Origin of the sequence: Arenibacter sp. F20364, assembly GCF_023015905.1 — a bacterium.
GTDB lineage: Bacteria > Bacteroidota > Bacteroidia > Flavobacteriales > Flavobacteriaceae > Arenibacter.
In genome coordinates this window covers 66906-88243 of the sequence record NZ_JALKBD010000023.1, presented here as the reverse complement: position 1 = coordinate 88243, position 21338 = coordinate 66906, and the positions used below count along the sequence as shown (strand labels likewise).

General features: G+C 40.0%; 11 protein-coding genes. 7 read left to right on the top strand and 4 right to left on the bottom strand.

All coding sequences use genetic code 11. The annotated features are described in order from the left end of the window. From MWU84_RS17260 to MWU84_RS17235, 6 genes are all read left to right on the top strand, one after another. The coding region (locus MWU84_RS17260; RefSeq protein ID WP_246904089.1) for a helix-turn-helix transcriptional regulator at positions 1-382 on the top strand (382 nt) is incomplete at its 5' end. Positions 383-586: 204 nt separating this feature from the next. Continuing rightward, positions 587-3631: a TonB-dependent receptor gene (locus tag MWU84_RS17255; protein WP_246904087.1), complete on the top strand. Its 3045-nt coding sequence runs from the start codon at positions 587-589 to the stop codon at positions 3629-3631. An 18-nt stretch (positions 3632-3649) separates the two neighbouring features. Beyond that, complete coding sequence (locus MWU84_RS17250; protein ID WP_246904086.1) at positions 3650-5134, top strand: RagB/SusD family nutrient uptake outer membrane protein; 1485 nt, start codon at positions 3650-3652, stop codon at positions 5132-5134. Between the two features lie 123 nt (positions 5135-5257). Beyond that, positions 5258-6307 (top strand): glycoside hydrolase family 130 protein, encoded by a 1050-nt coding sequence (locus tag MWU84_RS17245; protein WP_246904084.1) that lies wholly within the window; start codon positions 5258-5260, stop codon positions 6305-6307. Further along, on the top strand, positions 6307-7548 hold the full coding sequence (locus MWU84_RS17240) for an MFS transporter (RefSeq protein ID WP_246904075.1): 1242 nt from the start codon (positions 6307-6309) through the stop codon (positions 7546-7548). The genes MWU84_RS17245 and MWU84_RS17240 overlap by 1 nt, the downstream gene beginning before the upstream one ends. After that, positions 7535-9301: a hypothetical protein gene (locus MWU84_RS17235; RefSeq protein WP_246904073.1), complete on the top strand. Its 1767-nt coding sequence runs from the start codon at positions 7535-7537 to the stop codon at positions 9299-9301. The genes MWU84_RS17240 and MWU84_RS17235 overlap by 14 nt, the downstream gene beginning before the upstream one ends. Positions 9302-9567: 266 nt before the next feature. Here the strand turns inward: MWU84_RS17235 and MWU84_RS17230 are convergent, their stop codons facing one another. From MWU84_RS17230 to MWU84_RS17215, 4 genes are all read right to left on the bottom strand, one after another. Then, on the bottom strand, positions 9568-11790 hold the full coding sequence (locus MWU84_RS17230; protein WP_246904071.1) for a molybdopterin cofactor-binding domain-containing protein: 2223 nt from the start codon (positions 11788-11790) through the stop codon (positions 9568-9570). Between the two features lie 12 nt (positions 11791-11802). Continuing rightward, positions 11803-12267 carry a (2Fe-2S)-binding protein gene (locus MWU84_RS17225; protein WP_246904069.1) on the bottom strand — a complete coding sequence of 155 codons (465 nt, stop codon included), beginning with the start codon at positions 12265-12267 and terminating at the stop codon, positions 11803-11805. Between the two features lie 77 nt (positions 12268-12344). After that, the gene (locus MWU84_RS17220) at positions 12345-13805 is read right to left on the bottom strand and encodes a sulfatase (protein ID WP_246904068.1); all 1461 of its coding nucleotides are present in this window, start codon (positions 13803-13805) and stop codon (positions 12345-12347) included. A gap of 76 nt (positions 13806-13881) precedes the next feature. After that, positions 13882-17991 carry a two-component regulator propeller domain-containing protein gene (locus MWU84_RS17215; RefSeq protein WP_246904060.1) on the bottom strand — a complete coding sequence of 1370 codons (4110 nt, stop codon included), beginning with the start codon at positions 17989-17991 and terminating at the stop codon, positions 13882-13884. 293 nt (positions 17992-18284) lie between these two features. On the opposite strand from MWU84_RS17215, the gene MWU84_RS17210 reads away from it, so the two are divergent. After that, positions 18285-21332: a TonB-dependent receptor gene (locus tag MWU84_RS17210; protein WP_246904059.1), complete on the top strand. Its 3048-nt coding sequence runs from the start codon at positions 18285-18287 to the stop codon at positions 21330-21332. Positions 21333-21338: the final 6 nt, after the last annotated feature.

Sequence of the window (21338 nt, the reverse complement as noted above, 5' to 3'; positions counted from 1 at the left end):
ACTTTTTTTCCTTGCATACATTAAGTTACGAAATCGACCTCTTTTTAATATTAAGCCAATATTAATTTTTCATAACTTGTGCAACAGGCACAATATAGAAAATGAAAACCTTCAAAGTTTGTTGATAGAGAAAGAATTAGGAATTAGTAGTTCACAGCTCTATAGAAAAATTAAATATATATACGGCTTTTCTCCCGGGGACCTTATACGAACCGTAAGATTAAAACATGCGGCAGCCCTCTTGAGAAAAAATACACTTACGGTCTCGGAGGTTTGCTATCAATCCGGGTTTAACAACCGTTCCTATTTTTATAGGGAATTTAAGAAAATGTATAATATCACTCCTAAAAACTATCAGCTTAAGGCTATGTCTACTTTATAGCACACGTGTAATCTTCTCATTTTAAACATTTTACAGTTTAGTGTACACTTTTGATTAAATAGTGTACACATTTTGGTGTACCCTACTTCTAATTTTACTTCAACTTGAAACTGGCTATTTATAGGCAGGTTATAATTTATTCCGACTTGCTTTTAGGAGTAAAAAAAGTGCTCAACTTGATTAACCAAATTTAAAACAATTCTTATGATGATGAAAAATTGTATTAGTAAGCTAACTTTTCTCGGAGCCATTCTTTTTGGAGGCTCCCTGCTGGCACAAAACATTACCGGCGTCGTCTCGGATGATGAAGGTCCCCTGCCAGGGGTAAACGTAATTATAGAAGGAACCTCCATAGGAACTTCTACAGATTTTGACGGCAATTACACCATTTCGAATGTGGATACCAATGCGGTATTGTTGTTTAGCTATATAGGCTATAAGACCCAGGCGATTCCGGTCAATGGACAAACCCAAATTAATGTTACCATGTCCGTAGATGCAAATGCTTTGGATGAAGTTGTTCTTGTAGGGTATTCCACTTTAAAGAAATCTACTTTAACCGGGGCAATTTCCGTAGTGGATGTGGATGATTTGAACAAAGCCAGAACCTCCAATGTCGCCCAAGCATTACAGGGGCAAGTTGCTGGGGTACAGGTTGCCTCGAGTAGCGGGGCCCCAGGTGGTGGGATTCAAGTTCGTATCCGTGGAGTAGGTACTATTGGAAATAACGATCCATTATATATTGTGGATGGGGTACCGTCTCGGGATATTACCTTTTTGAACCAGTCCGATATAAAAACCATGTCGGTTTTAAAAGATGCTGCGGCTGCATCCATCTACGGTTCAAGGGCATCTGCTGGTGTTGTCCTGATTACCACTAAAAGTGGTTCAGTAGGAAAAATGAAGCTTGAGGCCGAGTACTGGTATGGTGTTCAATCCGCTTCAAACCTACCTACCATGCTCAATGCCGAACAATATATAAATACTACTGAGAAAGCATGGAACAATACATATACCGGAGCAAATCCATATACCGCGGATAGGGGCAGGGCAGATTTTGGTGATACCGATTGGCTGGATGAACTCTTCGAGGGAGGAAGTTCCCAAAACCTACAGTTGTCTGCCAGCGGAGGTAGTGAAAATGTTCAATTTTTGACATCCTTGGGATACTATGGGGAAAATGGGATAGTCGTTTATGATAATGACAAATTCCGAAGATTGAATTTTAGATCAAATATCAATGCCGACCTAACGGATAGATTAAAGATTGGGGCCAATGTTCAATTGTCTTCATCAACCCAGGACAAAGTACCTTCTACAGGGGAAAGTTTAATACGATTTGCGCTGTTAAGGGCTCCCGTAATACCCGTTTTTAAAGATGTAAATGATCCAACCTATTCCGAAAGAGATCCTTTTACCGATATGCCTTTCTTTACAGCTACCGGTTATGATCAAGGATTGAACAGAACCATGTACGAAATGGTCGGAAATCCCATTGCGCAAGCTTATTTTTCAGATGACCAGACCAGAATATTCAAAACTTTCGGCAACGTATATGGTCAGTATTCTTTTTTAAAGGATAAAGAATTAACCTTTAGATCCAATGTGGGGGTAGACCTTACCTTTTTTCATGACAAAACGTTTAATGAGAATTACGGAGATGATGATGGTGGTGGAAGTGCTATAGATCAAGGATTGGGAAGAAGGAACAGACCCAATAATTTAAGTGAAAGAAGAGGGGAATCTTTGGCCCTAACTTTTAGTAATACCTTAAATTACAATAAGTCGTTCGGGGAAAAACACGACTTCAGTGCTATGGTCGGTACCGAATATGTTACACAAACAGAGTCGGACATCGTTGCCAGCAGGGCGCGTTTCCCATATTCCATAGACGAGTTTAGATATTTGTCCTATGGCGGAGAAGGCTTGGACGAAAATAACGCAGGTGCAGGTACTGAATCTGCTCTGTTCTCCTATTTTGGGTCTACTACATATTCCTATGACAATAAATACATGATAACCGCCAATTTAAGAGCGGATGCGTCATCAAGGTTTGCCGAAAATAATCGTTGGGGATATTTTCCATCGGTTTCTGGTGGTTGGACACTATCAAGGGAAGATTTTTTAAGTGAGGTAGATTGGTTGTCCGATTTAAAATTAAGAGCTAGTTGGGGTCAACTGGGGAATCAAAATATAGACAATTACACTTATGCTGAATTAATAGAACAAACGGAAGGTATTGTTAGAAGAGTACGCTATGGTAATCCCGATCTAAAATGGGAAACTACCACTCAGGCCAACTTTGGAATCGACGTGGGTCTTTTTAATAACAAAGTAGGTGTTACAGCGGAATATTTTGACAAAAGCACAACAGACATATTGTTACCTATAGGCTTACCTGGTTTCCTTGGCGATTTGCAGCCAACCATAGTCAATGCCGGTGAGGTGAGCAATAAGGGATTTGAATTTTCAGTCAATTTTAGAAATTCAGAACGAGAGTTTAAATATAATATCAATGCGAACCTTTCAACGGTAACCAACAATGTTGAAAAACTGCATCCAAATGTGCCCAATATAGTCAATAACGAATCCAGAACGGTAGTTGGTCAGCCTTTGGATGCCTATTACGGTTACAGAATGGAAGGGATTTACCAGAATCAGGCAGAAATAGATAGTCATTTATTTTTGGAAGGGAATTCCAAACCAGGGGACATTAGGTTCAAGGATATTAATGGGGATGGGAAAATAAGTCCGGATTTTGATCGCGAATTTATAGGATCCTCTATCCCGGATCTTACTTATGGTATCTTCCTAACTGGGGAATACAAAGGATTTGACATGTCCGTGCTTTTTCAGGGAGTAGAGGGTATCGATAGATATAATGACGGAAAAAAGATCATAGATTTTGATACAAGACCTTTTAATTATACTACGGCTATTTTAGGGGCTTGGGACGGAGAAGGCAGTACCAATAGTATTCCAAGGGTTGCTTTTGAGGATAATGGTAGTAGCAAGGTCTCAAGTATCTTTGTTGAAGACGCCTCTTACTTCCGTTTGAAAAATATTGAAATTGGTTATACCATAGATGGCGTTCAAGGGTTCGACAGCGCACGACTCTATATATCCGGTAGAAATCTCCTTACCTCTACCAATTATACAGGTTTGGATCCCGAAGCATCTGATTTGGTGGATAAGGGTACCTACCCACTTTCTACATCCTTCATGTTTGGTGTAAACGTTAAATTTTAATTTAAAAAAATAGTAATCATGAAAAATATATTTAACAGAATACTAATTGTCCTTTTCATATCATCGCTTGCAGTGGGTTGTATGGATGAATTGGAAAAAGAGCCAATTGGGCTACTAACGGAGGACATCGTGGACAATGACTTGGCTTTGGTGACCCTTGAAGCTTCGGTAAGCTCAATATACCAACCTTTAAAAAACACTTTGAACGGTGTTATTCCAGGTTGGAGATGGGATTTGGGGACCGTATTTAGAAATGACATTGTATTACAGGATATCGCATCCAATGACATGAATAAAAAATGGAATCCCGATGGAGATCAGCCCTGGATGGATGAAGTGGGTAACTACACTTTTACACCGGAAAACCAAGCTTTTAATGGAATTTGGGTTTATGACTATATTGGAATAAACAGGGCCAATTTGGCAATAGGATTTTTATCCGATGCGGCTACCGTCCAATCGGCAGGCATGACCGATGCCCGAAAAAATCAACTTTTGTCAGAAGCACATTTTTTAAGGGCCTACTACTATTTTGATTTGGTGAATAATTTTGGCGATGTACCGTTAATTAGTGCAACTCCAGATTCTTTTGAGGAAGCCTTGGCCGTAGCCATTAGAGCACCAAAAGAAGAGGTTATGAACCAGGTGAACTCCGATATTGCCCTGGCAAAATCATTGGCAACCAACGCCAAGTACCCCGATCCGGCAGAACCATGGAGAGTTTCCAAAGGAGCCATAATTGCATTGCAGGCAAAAGTTGCATTATTTAATGAGAATTGGTCCTCAGTACTCAGCACGATTGCGGAATTGGATGCCCTTGGAAATTACAGTCTCAATGCTAATTATTTTGATAGTTTTAACGCCGAAATGGAATTCGCTGACAATGAAGTGATTTTTGCCTACGATCATCGTTCAGACGAAACGCCTAACAATACTAATGGATTGAGATTTGTTATTGGTTGGGGATTTTTTGCACCAACGGATGATTTTGTGGCGGCCTTTGAAGCAAATGACCCAAGATTGCTATATACCACTACTGCCAATCCTGACGATAAACGTTCTTTCAAGATAATAGGATCTACCACAGATATGATAGATTATGGCAACAAAGTCTATATCCGCTACGCCGATGTCCTGCTATGGAAAGCAGAAGCACTCAATGAAACAGGGGATTATGTAGGAGCGGTCGACATTATAAACCAAATTAGAAATAGGGCTAGGACCAGCGTTACTGCAGACGGTTCAATAGTGCCTCCAGGTACATTGGCAGATAGACCTGCCTCAACAAATGCAGCCGAAATTTTAGGATGGATAATGTCTGAAAGAAGAGTGGAGCTTGGTTTTGAATCCCATAGGTTCAATGATTTAAAAAGATGGGGGACGGCAAAAACGGTATTATCCGATTTGGGGAGAAATTTTCAAGACTATAATTATTTGTTCCCAATACCACAAAGGGATATTGATAAGTCTGGAGGATCAATTACTCAGAACCCGGGTTATTAAAATAAATCAAAAACATAAATTATTGAGTTGATTGTTAAGTTTTGTTGGAGTTGAGAAGTAGTATGAATTCTATATACTACTTCTCTTTTCAAAAACTTTACCCACCCTAGAACTGAACGGAAAATGACAGATATTGCAAATAGATATAGTAAAAATCCATTATTGTCTCCCAAAGATTTAAAGCCAAGCAATAAGAATATGCTTATTGAATGTTTGCTTAATCCGGGGACATTCGAATTTAATGGAAAAATTGGACTTTTAGTTCGTGTTGCCGAGAGAACTGTCAAAAAAGACGGTCTAATATCCGTTCCTTTTTATAACGATTTTGGAAAGGTAGAGATTTTGGATTTTAAGCTGGATGACCCCAAGTTGGATGCTTCAGATGCAAGGGTCATCAATTATGACGGAGTGGATTACCTAACTACTATTTCCCATCTTAGATTACTTTTTAGCGATGATGGAATTACATTCTCGGAGTCGGAGGAATATCCGGCACTGTTCGGCGAAGGGGAATACGAAAGTTATGGTATTGAAGACTGTAGGGTTTCAAAAGTTGATGATGTCTATTACTTGACATATACCATGGTTAGCCCCAATGGGGTGGGCGTAGGGTTGAGAACTACCAGGGATTGGAAAGATTTTGATAAGAAAGGCATGATATTTAGTCCGCACAATAAGGACTGTGCCATTTTTGAAGAAAAAATCAATAATAAGTTCTATGCACTGCATAGACCTAGTAGTCCTGAATTGGGCGGTAATTATATTTGGATAGCTGAATCGCCTGATGGTATTCATTGGGGAAATCACAAATGCATTTCCAAAACCAGAACCTCCAAATTTGATAGCAAAAGGCTAGGGGCTGGAGCCTCACCTATTAAAACCAAAGATGGGTGGTTGGCTATCTATCATGGGGCAACGGAAAAAAATAGATATTGTTTGGGGGCTTTGTTGCTGGATTTAAAGGATCCCTCAATTGTAATTGCAAGGTCTGAGGAACCGATAATGGAACCATTGGCCGAATATGAAAAAACCGGATTTTTTGGGAATGTAGTTTTTACGAATGGCCATACGGTTCATGGGGACGAAATAAAGTTGTATTATGGAGCTTCGGATGAACACGTATGCCTAGCAACTCTTTCTATTAAATCAATACTAAAATCACTTAAGAAATAATGGGAGTTGTTGCTAAAATTGGAATAAAGGATTTTTCAAGGAGTGCTAAAATTTTGATCCTAACAAATCTGGTCTATGCATTTGTTATGCCTGTTATAGATATTTTTGTGGCATCCTACATCATGAGGAACTCCAATGATCCATCAAAGGTGATGTTGTATCAATTGGCCATATATACGGGTATACCCATTACTTTTTATATTAACGGGTATTTACTTAACAGGGTAAACATTAAAAGATTATTTTCTTTGGGGATGTTGCTAAGCGGGGTGTCCATGATTTTTATGATGTCGCTAAAAGAGATTTCTTATTCAGGATTGGTTTCGGCTGGACTCATAATGGGGATGTCTTTTGGTCTTTATTGGTCCAATAGGGATTATCTAGTACTTGCGACTACATCGGATAGAACTAGAAATTTTTATTATGGACTTGACACGTTCTTTTACACCACCACCGCAGTTTTGGTACCTATTGTTATAGGATGGTATTTAATGACTGGCAATGGCAGTACTAATGAAGGGGTAAATTCAGGATATAAGGTAGTAACGGCTGCTGTCTTTGTTTTTACCATTATTGCTTCAATTATTTTTCATTTTGGGACTTACGAAAAGCCCAAGAGCGAGAAGTTCCTGTATTTCAAGTTTCACAAACTTTGGAATAAAATGCTCCAAATGGCTTTGTTAAAAGGGTTGGCCCAGGGTTTTATAGTTACGGCCCCAGCCATTTTAATGATGAAATTTTTTGCATCGGAAGGGGCGTTGGGCACGGCCCAATCCATCGGAGCAATAATAGCAGCCATTATAATGCTTATTTTAGGAAAATTATCCAAGCCAAAGCACCGCCTCATGATTTTTAGTTTTGGTCTAATATGTTTCTTTTTGGCTTCCTTGTTCAATGCCTTATTGTTTAGTTCCATCGGAGTGATCATTTTTATATTTCTACTTCTGATTGCTAGACCCATTTTGGATATAGCCTATTTTCCAATTCAACTTAAAGTAATTGATCTGCTATCAGAACTGGAAAACAGGAACGAATTCTCCTATATCCTAAATCATGAATTTGGGCTGTACGTAGGCAGGCTTATTGGGGCAGGTACATTCCTAGGAATCGCCTATTTTGGAGACGCCGATATTGCGCTACGCTATGCTCTGTTAATAATTGGGACATTGCAGCTATTGGCAATAATGATCGCAAAACAATTGTTAAAACAACAAACTAAATTAGAAAATGAAAATATTTAATCGTTATATAGTCCTTTTATTAACTTTAAGTCTTGGACTTAATTCATGTAAAAATGCAAGTAAAGGGGATCTATTTGAGGTTTCCAATCCGATAGCCCAGGCAGGTGTTCAACGGATCGATTCCATGCCTAACCTGCCAAAGCCCTTCAAAATTTTGGATTTTAACAGCTTGGCAAAAGATTATGACAAAAAGGTATACGATGAAAATCAAACAGGGGAATATTGGCCTTTAGTTTGGAAGGATAATTCTAGAAAAAATTTTGACCAAGAAACCTACGGAATTTATACTGCCATGGGCGATGTTAGACAGGGCCAGGAACATTATGACGGTATTTTTCACGAATCGCTTGCAAGTATTGGGTCTGTACTAGGGGCAAGCTTGGTGGGCATTGACAAGACCAACCAAAACGGTGAAAACTATTTAAGGATGTTAAAGAACTACTACAATAGTGAAACCAATTGGAACATAATGATGAACAATACCGGACCCGAAGTGGCTCAGCTTGGTGGTGGCTATGCCCGGGATTGGTGGTATGATGTATATCCCAATGTTATGTTTTATGCCGTTGCCGATCTTTATCCACAGGCAACAGAATACGATACCATTCTAAGGTCAGTGGCAGATAAGTTTTATGAAGCCGACTCCGTACTAAACGGTAACTACGATTATTCCTTTTTTGATTATGCTACCATGCAACCCAATAAGACATGGATATGTACTCAACAAGATGCGGCAGCGGGTCATGCCTTTGTACTCTATTCAGCTTACCAAAAATTTAATGATCCAAAGTATTTGGAAGGGGCCAAATCATCCTTGGAAGCACTTTTAAATCAGAAGGAAAACTATTTCTATGAAATTTTGATGCCTTTTGGGGCTTATGTTGCCGCTAGAATGAATGCGGAGCAGGGGACCAATTATGATTTTTCAGAAGTTTTGGATTGGACCTTTGATGGCAATTCCGCTTGCCGGGAGGGTTGGGGTGTGCTTGTGGATAATTGGAACGGATATGACGTTTCCGGGCTAGTGGGAAGTACAACCCATAATGGAGGTTTTGCTTTTTTAATGAATACCTATGACGCTATGTGGCCACTGGTTCCTATGGTGCGTTATGATCAACGGTACGCCAATACCATCGGGAAATGGATGCTAAATGCCGCTAATGCTTCTAGGTTATTTTACCCATACGAAATACCGGATGACCATCAAACGATACCTGAAGAGAAAGAACACACTAAAGGCGTAATTGCTTATGAAGGCCTTATAAAAAGTTCGCATTATGAAGAAGAGGGATTGTATTTGGATATAGCGGCACCGGTAGCTATTGGTGATGGTATGAAATGGAATAAGGACAATCCGAAAGTTTCCCAATTCAGTGTTTACGGTAGTGGTCATGTGGGTGTTGCCGGGGCTATTATTTCCAAAACCAATGTTGAAAATATACTTCAATTGGATTTATTGGCTACCGATTTTTATCGTGAAGAAGCATACCCAAGTTATTTATATTACAATCCCAATGCGGAAAGTAAAGAGGTCATCATCTCAATTGGCGACAAAGACTTAAAGATTTACGATGCTGTTGAACGTAAGTTTATTTCCCAAAAGACGAAATTCGATTTTACTTTTAATATTGAAGGGGAGTCCTCGCGTTTATTGGTTATGATACCGGCATCCGCAAAAGTTAAGGAAAAAGACGGTAAATTATATGCCGATGATATTGTTATAGATTATAATTACGGTTATGAAATAAATTAAGTTCCCCATTTAATATCTTCCTTGACATAATTTGGAAGATTTTATAGCTACAAAGGAGTGTTCCAATATAATTAAGGAATGCTCCTTTTGTCTTATAAGCGGATTTATCCCTGCATGGGCAGGCCTTTAAGCCGATAAGACTGAAGTCTGGCGAAACGAAATTACAAGGAAAGGTTCTAGTTTTATGGTGTTATGGTGGTAATCCCAAAAGCTATTCCCAAAATAAAGGTGTCTCCTGTCTGGCTTTGTCTAGACCATGACCCTCCTTAGGATTTCAAAATTTTCTCTGGCGTTATCGGTAGATCATTAATACGGAAGCCAGAGGCATTATAGATGGCATTGGCTATTGCCGCAGCCGTTGGCGGAACTGGGACTTCCCCGGCACCTTTGGCATTTTCGCTTGGACGGTTTATAATGGTCACCTCCACTTCAGGGACTTCAGAAAATTTTAGAATGGGATATTTTATCCAATCTGTACTAGTTATTTCTGTTGTATTGAACGTCACCTCCTCTTTTAGGGTCCAGCTGGCTGCCTGGATCATCCCGCCTTCAATTTGATTGGTGAGTCCATCCATATTGATTACCTCCCCTACGTCTACCGCTGCCCACATTTTAATAAGACCCACATTACCATTATTTTTATCCACCGTAACCTTGGCCGCAACGGCAATATAGGCGTCTGTATTTTTATACCTCATAAAGGCATACCCAATCCCTTCACCATCTTCTTTATTTTGTGCGCTGGTAAGGGCTTGCACTTTTTGGATTACCGCTATGGCCCTTTCATCTTCCAAGTGGTTTAGTCGGAATTCCAAGGGGTCTTGTCCGGCCTTGTCGGCCATAACATCCATAAACGATTCCACGGCAAAGATATTTGCAAATGACCCTAAGCTCCGCAGGGATGACACCCGGAATGGGCCATTGTAGTAGTGGGCGTTTACCCTTAAATTGGGAATGGTATAATACGGATCTGCATTTCTATGACCCCCTCCCAAATACCCTCTCGACTTCATCTGTATAGGAGGCTCCAAATACCGAGCGGCCAATAATGTCCCGGCATCTCTATTGGGGCGAGTGCTGTGGGAATCGGTCCACACCTCTACATTCCAGGAATTTATTTTATGGTTTTCATCCAGACTGGCTTCAATTTCCGTAATCATGGCCGGGCCATAGGGATCCCAGATATGTTCGTCCTGTCTGGACCATTGTACGCGTAGGTGCTTTCCTGGGTATTCCAATGCCAAAAGTGCTGCATCGGTTGCGGCATCATCGGCAGTGCTATGGCCAAAACATCCTGCTCCAGGGACACTCGTAATATGAATTTTATCGGGATCCATATTTAACATGGTCGCCAATCCTTCCCGCAAAGGATATATCCCTTGACTATGGGACCAGATATGCAATACATCCCCGTTAAACATCGCTATTCCACAGGCCGGACCTAAAGAGGCGTGCTTTATGTAGGGCTTTGTAAATATTGATTTAACGGTTTCCACGCTATTGATTGCCTTCGCTACATCACCTTCATTTTTAACCGTTTCTGGAGCATTTGCCATTCCCTTGATGTAGTCATAAAGACTTTCGGATTCCGGAAACGGTTTGGCCGAAGTCCATTCGGAGTTGTTCTTAAGATATTGCGATGCTTGAATGGCCTGATGTTCCCTTTCTGCAATCACCCCCACAAAACTTCCTTTCACCACTGTTTTAAGTACTCCCGATACCTCGTCTATTAGTCCGGTCCCATTCATGGAGACTAGCTTGGATTCATATCCTGAGGGTCTCACCACCCTGGCATGCACCATACCGGGGAAGCGCAGGTCTTGAATGTAGGTCGGCTGCCCCCTTACCATTTCCCCTATATCTGGTCTTGGTATGGATTTTCCAACATAGCGATGTTCCCTGTAGTCTTTTATGGGAATTGGAAGCATTACTTCCTTTTCTATTTGTTCACCTTCAAGTATCTCGGCAAAAGTCAGGGATTTTCTGCTCTGTTTGGATTTAATAATGCCGTTGTATAGTAAAAGGTCATCAATGGGGGTATTTAGTTTTTTACTTGCCAGGGCCAATAATTCCTGTCTCGCCGTTGCCGCTGCATAACGAACGGACATGGCACTGTTTTGAATGGAAGCACTGGCTCCAGTATAACCTTCATTTGGTGTTCTTCCAGTCTCCGCAAGATGTACCAGTACTTTTTCCAGATCCATATCCAGCTCTTCTGCCGCTACTTGTTGGATGGCGGTACGGATTCCCTGTCCTAATTCCACCTTTCCTGATAAGACCCTAATGTTGCCATCCTCCAATATTTCCAACCAGGCGTTAACGGTTTTTGCATGTCCCATACTGCCAGGTAGCTTTCCTTCAAAATCCATTCGGGTCGCCATTGAAGGGTCTTCCACTTCCAAACAGGAGCCCAGCAGAGAAAACCCAACACTTATAAAGCCCATGTTTTTGAGGAATCTTCTTCGTGATTTAAGGTGCAAAGTTGTCATAACGGAGTAAGTTTATAGGTTTTTAGCTGCGGTTTTAATAGCTCGGATGATCCTGCTGTGTGTGCCGCAACGGCAGAGGTTGCCCTGCAAGGCATTTCTGATTTCCACATCAGTGGGATTTGGGTTTTTGTTAAGTAGGCCCACAGTTGTAATTACCATCCCATTGAGGCAATAGCCACATTGGGCAGCCTGCTCGTCCAAAAATGCCTGCTGAACCTTATGTAATTTTTCATTACCACTTGCCAAGCCTTCCAAAGTGGTTATTTCAGCTTCCCCAATAGATGCTATAGGTAGCGTACAACTGGTTGCAACATTTCCATTTATGAGGATATGACATGACCCACATTGTGCAAGTCCACAACCAAATTTTGGACCATTAAGTTCCAGATAGTCTCGTAAGACATATAGTAAAGGGGTGTCGGCTTCCGTCTCGACCATTTTTTGGGAACCATTGACGTTGAGGTGGTAGGTTGGCATGGCAATTTGTTTAGCTTCTAAGATAATGAATTGCTTTTCTAAAACAAACGACCGTGGAATCTAGAAAGTAGGAATTTTTATCGCAGACTTTTTTCTTTGATTTTCTGTTGTTCAATAGCGACATCGTATTCTGGATTGCTTTGGCTTGGAACCTTGGCATTGGTTGCTTTGCGCCAATCCACTAGTTTTTTAAAGAGTTCCTGAGTTTTATCCGGATTTTGTTCGGCAACATTATTTTCTTCGCTAGGGTCCGATTTTAAATTGTAAAGTTCCAATGCCCCGTCCTCAAAATATTCATGCAGTTTCCAGTCGCCGGAAATAATTACTGAACCTGGGCGGGTACGGAACAATGGGTCGCGACTACCATCCTGTAAACCCTGGTATTCCTGAAGGTAGATAGGAAAATGAAAGAATAGGTCCCTTTCCACTTGGGTTTTGTCCTCAAAAATGGGTTTGAGGTCAATTCCGGCCAGTAGCAAAGCCTTTTTCTCTGGGCTTACAATATTTTGTAGGGTGGGGTAAAAGTCCAGATTACTTACACGGGCGGTAGAGCTGGAATTAGGTTCTATTTTTCCAGGCCATTTCATCAGTAAAGGTACGCGTATTCCTCCTTCATAATAAGAACCTTTTCCTGCACGTAAGGGGTTTTGTTCGGATATGGCCCTAATGCCACCATTGTCCGAGGTAAATATTACCAAAGTATTCTTTTCCAGTCCGTTTGCTTTTAGTGTGGAAAGTAGTTTGCCCACGTTTTCATCCATAGAGGCCACCATAGCGGCATAATCGGCCCTGTTTTGTCCATTGGATCCCTTTTTGTCCTTAAATTTTTCAATCAGTTCCTCTTTTCCCATAATTGGGGTATGTACGGTATAGTAGGGGAGGTAGAGAAAAAAGGTGGTGTCCTTGTATTTTTCTACAAAAGAGATGGCCTCTTTGGTAATGCGGTCCGTTAAATACTCCCCATCGGGGCCATTGGTGATATGATCTATTTTATATGGCGAAAAGTAGCCCCCGCTTCCTGGGTTTCCTCTGGCACTTCCGCCAACATTTACATCTATCCCCTGTTCTTTAGGGTCGTTCCCTACGTGCCATTTCCCGAAACTTCCGGTAATATATCCGGCCGATTTTAGCATGTTGGGGAGTGTGTATATGCTGTCATTTAGATGGTCAGTATTTTTTATTGGAATAAGTTTTCGTGTCTTGGGATTGCCCCTATCCGAAGGGCTTACTGTATAAACGCCGTGTCGCGGAGTATTAAGTCCGGATAGGAGGCAGGCACGGCTGGGGGCGCAATTTGCAGCTCCTGCGTAAGCATTGTAAAATACCATACCTTCTTTGGCCAAAGCGTCCAAATGGGGTGTTTCATAATACTCACTGCCCATAAACCCTAAATCCTTCCAGCCCAAATCATCTACATTTATTAGAACTATATTGGGAAGTGCTTTGTTTGGCTCGTTCTCTTTTGGGGATTTGCAGGAGTGTAATGTACACATTATTGCCAAAGCAATGGCGGGGAGGTATGGTCTTATGCGATTCATGATACTATAGCTATTTGATATTTTAGAGGATATAGGGTCTAATTTATGTTAAAAATAATTAATAAGCCGCCTTACATTAAGGCACCAAGTCCTTTTTATTTGTTGCCACATCCTTTGAAAACTGCTTTGCATATTCCGTTGGACTTTTGCCGTACTCCTTACTGAAACATTTGCTGAAGTATTTTTGATTGCTGAACCCTGTCATATAGGCTACTTCTGAAATGTACATTTGGTTTTTTCTGAGGAGCTGGGCGGCTCTTTTTAAACGTATTTGTTTAATGAAGTTTACTGGCGTATCGTCCATAATAGTCTGTACCTTTCTATAAAGGTTTGCCCTGCTCATCCCCACTTCCGAGGCCAGATACTCCACACTTAGCAAATTATCATCCATAGAACCTTCTATAATTTGAACAAGTTTTTTAATAAATTTTTCATCTTGGGAATCCACTTCAATTTCTTGAGGTTCTGTGGTAATTATTTTGCTATACTTTTCTTTGAGTTCCTGTCGGGTCATAAGGGCATTTTTTACTTTCCATTTTACAAATTCTAAACTAAATGGTTTTTCAATATAATCCTCTGCTCCCAAACTCAGGCATTTTATCTTTGTCTCTTCCGAGTTTTTAGCGGTCAGCATAAAAATGGGAATAGAGTTTATCTCATCATTGTCCTTGACCCTTTTCAGCATGGATACACCATCTTCAATTGGCATTAGTATATCGCATATAATCAATTGGGGTTTTTCCTTAAGAATGGTTTCGTAGCCTTCTTGTCCATTAGAGGCCTCAATTATATTGAAATCATCCTTTAATTCCTCTTTCACCATAAATCTTAAGTCATCATTGTCCTCAACCAATAGCACCTTGGGTTTGTCCTTACCTTCTGACTCTGATTTTGCTTCGAATTCAGAAGAGACCTCGTCAATAATCTGGAATTCGGAATTATGGATAAAATTTCTTGTTAGAGGTTTGCCAGTATCTATTCTTTCCTTTTTGTCGAAGGCATTCTTGTGGATTGGGAGAAAGAAGCTGAATTCTGTAAATACCCCTTCCTCACTTTCAACTATGATTTTGCCATGATGTCTTTCCACAAGCTTTTGTACCAATTCCATCCCTATTCCGGTACCTGGAATTTGGTTGCTATAGGTCTTTGTTGCTTGATAATATCTATCGAAAATATGGGGAAGATCTTTTTTGGGAATACCAATTCCGTTATCCCTGACGGAACATTTAATATACTCGCCCTTTTTTCTATGCAGCCTTATAAAATCGTTGTCGTTCATATTTGCAACTTCCAGCGTAACACTTATTTCTCCTTTTTTAAGGGTGTGTTTAAATGCATTTGAAAGTAGATTGAAAAGTATTTTTTCCATTATGTCCACATCATACCATCCCCGGATTTCTTCCTTGTTACATATAAAGTCGTATTTTATTTCATAAATTCTCGCAAAATCGTTGAAAGCATTTTTAATTGTATGTATGTCCCTTACGATATCATTTTTGGAAATTCTCAATTTGAGTTTGCCTTCGTCAAATTTTCTAATGTCCATGATTTGATTTATCAGCCTGTGCATTCTAAGGGTATTGTTATAGATGCGTTGGGAAGTTAACGGACTTAAGGTAAATTGCTTTTCTTTTACTACTTTTTCTATTGTTCCAAGAATTAGGGACAACGGTGTACGCAACTCATGGGAGATATCCGTGAAAAATACCATTTTCATTCGGTTTATTTCATTGTCCTTTTCCCGGCTTATGGTCTCGGTAACCAAATTTTTCTTCAATGTGTACCATCGCTGCACTAGTAAATAGGTAATGTATATACAAATTGCCAAAAGCACGGCGTAAATGAAGTAAGCCAAGTTACTTCTCCAGTAGGGAGGTGCAATCACAAAGCTTAGTTGCGTTGGGGTAGTATTCCAAACACCGTCACTATTGGAGCTTTTTACCTTAAAGGTATAATTGCCTGGGGGCAGGTCATTATAATTGGCATTTCTATTCGAAGCCTTGGTTTGGTGCCAAAAGTCGTTAATGCCTGCCAGCTTATAGGCATATTCGTTTTTATTTGGGGCAGTTAAATCCAAAGAAGAAAATTCAATGGCAATATTATTGCTGTTGTAGGGGAGTTCCAATTTTTCAGAAGGCCCTAAGCTCTCAAGGGTGAAAGAAAAGTCCATTGGAGATTCAGCAGATTCATTGCTCAGGATGTGGAATTTGGTGATAATGGTATTGGGAATAAGGTCCGTTTTTTCGTAATTTTCTGTAGCAACACTGTAAAATCCACCAGGACAGCCAAAGTACATGGTTCCATCTTTGTCCTTGGCATAGGAGTTGAAAATGAAATGGCTTTCAGTAAGACCATCCTCCATGCCGAAATTCACGAATTTTTTTTTAGCGACATCAAATCTAGAAATTCCACCCTGTGTACTAAGCCACAAATGACCAGAATTGTCGGCTTCTATACTGGAAACAGTGGTAGATAATAGCCCCGTTTTTTTACTAAAGGATTGTATGGTTTGGGTTTTGCTACTATAAAAATTTAGGCCGCCGCCTCTTGTGCCGATCCATAGGTCACCTTTTCCAGTTTCCAACAAACATAGAATGGCATTGGACGAAAGGCCATCCTTGATGGAAGGATTAAATATTTCTATGTCATCATTAATGAGGTCAATTTTAAAAAGTCCGTCTCCCCGGGTCCCGATCCATAAGTTCTGCTTTTTATCCAAGTGCATTACCGAAACATTCTTTCCCAATAAATTGGAGATAGTTTTGAGTTTGAATTCGGAAATACTTGCCTCGGAATTTAGTATGTCTATACCACCACCCCATAATCCTACCCATATTTCATTTTTGTTTAAAGGAATTATGTCTACTATGTCTTTGGAGAAGCTTTTAAGAGTATCCATTTCCAACGCCTTATTTTTGCGGTTATAATTATTGGATTTTAAAAGATGTCCGCCTACTCCTACAAGAAGTTCTTTTTCTTCAAAATCTTTTCTTGCTATAATGGGATAATTGCCTATTGGAAGTAATAATTGGTTACTGTTCAATTTTTGGTTATACCTGTACAATCCTTTGTTGTTGATTGATAATAGGATGTCTTGGCCGCTCTCCTTGTAAAGGGATTTAGGGAAGAAATTGTTGAGGTTTTCATCTATAGAGGTATAGTTGAAAATAGAGGTCCTTCCTATATATTTATCTACCCCTTTGTTCGTGGCAATCCATAAATTATTATATCTATCATTTATTAAAGCATTGATCCTGTCGTCGTATAGTTTCCTGTTGTGGTTGGTATTGTTCATTTTTTCAAAGGAATACCTATTGTTCATTCTAATTCCTTTTATAAGCCCGGCTTGTGTTCCAATCCATAAGACGGAGGTTTCCTTGTCTAGGCTCAATGAATTTAATTTCTGTTCGTTAGGCCCATTATCGGTCAGATGGGTGTATGTTTCCAGTATTTCCAGTCTGGAATTGTCCTTTTCATAACCCAGAACAAATATACCTTCATTAGTGGCTGCGATGAAGTTGTTGTTTTTGGTTTTTATTAAGACTTGGGTGTTCTTTGTGAAACCAGTTTCAACCAAACGATTTTCAAATCCCAGTAGGAGAATGCCATTGGGTGTGGCAAACCAAGTTCTGCCGAATATATCTTCAGAGAAGCTGTTGATTTGTTTTTTGTCGGCCCAGATTTTTTCTTTCTGTTTGTAGTTGAATTCGGTTTCAAATTTAATTTTTTCTACTACCTCACTGGGGGTAATTTTTACAATCCCCGTATTCCTTAAATTGGCCCAAATAGTTCCGTCTGAAGATTTTCCCAGGACAATGGTAGTATTGTTTTTGTAATATCCTTTAAACTTATTGGACTTTCTGTTGTAGTGTGTTAAATAGCTTTCACTTCCGATCCATAAGTTTCCAAGGTCATCTTCAACTATTGAATTTATACTATTGTTGGGTATGGAATGCTCATCAAATACATCGTATTGGTTTTCTACAAGAGAATGCCCATCATATCTATATAGGCCACTATCTGTTCCAAGCCAAAGGAACCCCAAGTGATCCTCAAAAACAATATTGGTCTTTTTGTTAAAGGGTACACCATCTATATTCAGCTTTTGAAGGTTGGTGTTATTCCCTTGGGCCAAACAGCTTAAGTGGATTAACAATGCAAAAAAGTAAAATGGTATGTACTTCATAGCTAGGAGCTGCTACCAGGTTTTAGCCAGAGCTTTTAATGAATACGCTTGGTTAATGCCATGATAATGTTAAGAAATGTTAAAAATAACGGTCCTTATGCCGAAACAAGGGTGGCTAATGTTAAATATTGTGGGTAAATATGTTGCAAAATAGGCTATTGAGGCCTTTAAATCAAGGAAATGCAACATTATTGCACCAAATTGGGATTTGTAGTCCTATGTCCCAATTTATATTTACACCATGTCGATTGTTGTGGAATAATCGGTTTTAATATTAACCAACATATACCAATATGAAATTAAAAAGGATTTTATTGCTACTACTGTTTTTCAGTATTGTATCGCTTCAAGCTCAGCAAATTATAAGCGGAACTGTTGCCGATGAAACTGGTCAGCCCCTCCCTGGAGTGAATGTCTTAGTTAAGGGAACTACTACAGGTGCCGTTGCGGATTTTGACGGAAATTATTCTATTGCGGCACCCGAAGGGGCAGTTTTGGAATTTAGGTATTTGGGCTTTATTGCCCAAAGCATGCCGGTGGGAAAGTCCACTACTATTGATGTAGTGCTTCTGGAAGATGTTTCCTTATTGGATGAGGTGGTGGTCATTGGATATGGTACCTCTACCAAAAAAGATTTGGTATCTTCCGTAGCCTCCATTAAATCAGATGTTTTGGAAAATCAGCCTGTAGCCAGGGTAGACCAGGCCTTACAGGGTAGGGCTACCGGGGTAGAGGTAACCTCTAACAACGGAACACCAGGTACAGGTGCTACTATTCGTATCAGGGGTAATAGTTCTATTAATGGTAATAATGACCCCTTGTATGTTGTAGATGGGTTTATAGCGGGTACCGGATTTAACCTTAATACGATTAATGTCAATGATATTGAATCTGTTGAGATTTTAAAGGACGCTACCGCCCTATCAATCTATGGAACCAGGGGTGCTTCCGGTGTTATCTTGATTACAACCAAAATTGGTAAAGGCATGGCTCCTGGAAAGCCTGTAATTGCTATTAATCATTACCAAAGTATTCAAGAAACAGCCAATAGGATCAATATATTGGGCGGACAGGATTTTATTGATTACAAAAATGAATCTTATCAGTTTGTACCTGGACCTGATGGTTTCGGTTTTACCGATACTTCACTGCCCTTGGTTTTAGACCCTGAAAATACCACCACAACCGATTGGTTGGATTTGGTAGAGCAGCCAGGATCTATCTCCAATACCGATTTATCCATTACTGGAAATTCTGAAAACGCCAATTATTTTATCTCTGGAAATTATTACAATCAAAAGGGTTTGTTAAGGGGATCTGGTCTGGAAAGGGTGAACTTCAGAACCAATGTGGACGTGAAGGTTTCGGATAGGCTTAAGACAGGCATCAGAACAAATCTAACACATTATAAAATAGAGAATAATAAAGTAGATTATGGGAATATTGTTTCCAGTGTACTACCTATAAGGCCTGTTTACCTTGATGATGGAAGTTTCTCATTTGAAAACCCTATAAGTGCTGGCCTAGAGAGAAACCCGGAAGCGGATATTCAATATAGGGAAGATCATGATTTGGTTACCCAGATCATAACCAATGCGTATGCGGAGTATGAAATAGCGAAAAATCTATCTTTTAAATCTACTTTTGGCGCGCAATTAAATTATGTTAAGCAGAACAACTATTTGCCAGGTATTTTGCCTGAACGCGTTAACGGTGGTTATGGAAGGATCAATACCAATTTCTCCAAAAGTATCTTGAATGAGAATACGGTTAATTATAATTTGGATCTTGAGGACCATTCCCTAAAAATATTAGGTGGTTTTACATGGCAGAAAGACAATAACGAAAGTACGTTTGCCGAGGCCGATAATTTTCCGAATGACGTCGTGCTTTTCAATAATTTGGCCTTGGGTGATTCGGAAACTGCGAAGGTTGGTTCTGGCTACGGACAGCGCACATTGACCTCCTTCCTGGGTCGGGTCAACTACGGTTATAAAAGTAAATACTTGCTCACATTGGTAGGCAGGTATGACGGATCTTCTGTATTTGAGACGGGGAACAAATATGCATTTTTCCCTTCGGTAGGTGCAGCTTGGAATGTTGATGAGGAAGAGTTCATGATAGACTCCGGTGTTATAAACAGGTTTAAAATTAGAGGGAGCTATGGTATCGTTGGGGAACAAGGGGTTGCCGCTTACAATTCCATTGCAACTTATGCTAACACAACAACCGTATTTAACGGATCTTTGGTCAACGGGGTGCTCGTTGGGCAGGTTCCTAGTAGTGGCCTAACCTGGGAAACAACAAAGCAATTGGATCTAGGTCTGGAACTTGGCTTTTTGAACAATAGGATTTCTTTTGAAGCGGATTATTACAAAAAAACAACGGAAGATCTGCTTTTATCAGTGGCATTATCCGGCCAGGTTGGAGCCAATTCTACTACTCAATTGCAGAATTTAGGTTCTGTAGAAAATCGGGGATTTGAATTCGGTCTGAATACAATCAATATACAGAACAATAACTTTACCTGGGAGTCCAATATCAGCGTATCTTCCAATAAGAGTGAGATATTGGAGTTGGATGATCAAGAATATATATCGCTTCAGTCTACTGGTAATCAAGGAGGTAATTCGGCTAGGTTGATCGTGGGAGAAGCGTTGCCCACCTTTGTAGGGGCAAGATACTTGGGTACTTATAAGACGGCTGATGAGATTATAGAGGACGGAAGACAGGGGGTTTCGTTTATTGGTGGGCCAAGGTACGAGGATATCAATGGAGACTCGAACATTAATGATGAGGATTTTGTGGTATTAGGTAGCCCTATCCCGGATTTTTATGGAGGGTTTAGAAATACCTTTACCTATAAAAACCTTTCGTTGGATGTGTTTTTCCATGGTAGCTATGGTGCAGAAATTTTTAATGTAAGAACTCAAACAGCTTATTTTGGTAGAGGTGAGCAAAATGTGGATCCTATTGTTATGCAGCGTTGGATAGATGGAGTAAATGAAAACTCAGATATTCCTAGAGCAGGTCCGTCAAACAGTCTTTTTAACCCTAATAGTAGCTTAAATATTGAAGATGGTTCCTATTTAAGATTAAAAACCATGACCTTAAATTATAACGTTCCTCTGGAATCAGGAGGCCTTAGCAATGTGTTCAGCGCAATGAGTGTATACGCCACCGGAACAAACCTCTTCCTTTGGTCAGACTTTACTTTGGGTGATCCAGAGGTAAATAACTTTACTGCTGGTAGTGGGCTAGGTTCAGTTTCCCAAGGCTTTGCTTCTGGCCAATATCCTTATGCTAAGACAATAACCCTAGGAGTAAAACTAGAATTTTAAAAAAAA

Bases quoted from the DNA above. Each gene is read 5' to 3' on its own strand.
- MWU84_RS17255 (WP_246904087.1), top strand. From the start codon at position 587: ATGATGATGAAAAATTGTATTAGTAAGCTAACTTTTCTCGGAGCCATT.
- MWU84_RS17250 (WP_246904086.1), top strand. From the start codon at position 3,650: ATGAAAAATATATTTAACAGAATACTAATTGTCCTTTTCATATCATCG.
- MWU84_RS17245 (WP_246904084.1), top strand. From the start codon at position 5,258: ATGACAGATATTGCAAATAGATATAGTAAAAATCCATTATTGTCTCCC.
- MWU84_RS17240 (WP_246904075.1), top strand. From the start codon at position 6,307: ATGGGAGTTGTTGCTAAAATTGGAATAAAGGATTTTTCAAGGAGTGCT.
- MWU84_RS17235 (WP_246904073.1), top strand. From the start codon at position 7,535: ATGAAAATATTTAATCGTTATATAGTCCTTTTATTAACTTTAAGTCTT.
- MWU84_RS17230 (WP_246904071.1), bottom strand. From the start codon at position 11,790: ATGACAACTTTGCACCTTAAATCACGAAGAAGATTCCTCAAAAACATG.
- MWU84_RS17225 (WP_246904069.1), bottom strand. From the start codon at position 12,267: ATGCCAACCTACCACCTCAACGTCAATGGTTCCCAAAAAATGGTCGAG.
- MWU84_RS17220 (WP_246904068.1), bottom strand. From the start codon at position 13,805: ATGAATCGCATAAGACCATACCTCCCCGCCATTGCTTTGGCAATAATG.
- MWU84_RS17215 (WP_246904060.1), bottom strand. From the start codon at position 17,991: ATGAAGTACATACCATTTTACTTTTTTGCATTGTTAATCCACTTAAGC.
- MWU84_RS17210 (WP_246904059.1), top strand. From the start codon at position 18,285: ATGAAATTAAAAAGGATTTTATTGCTACTACTGTTTTTCAGTATTGTA.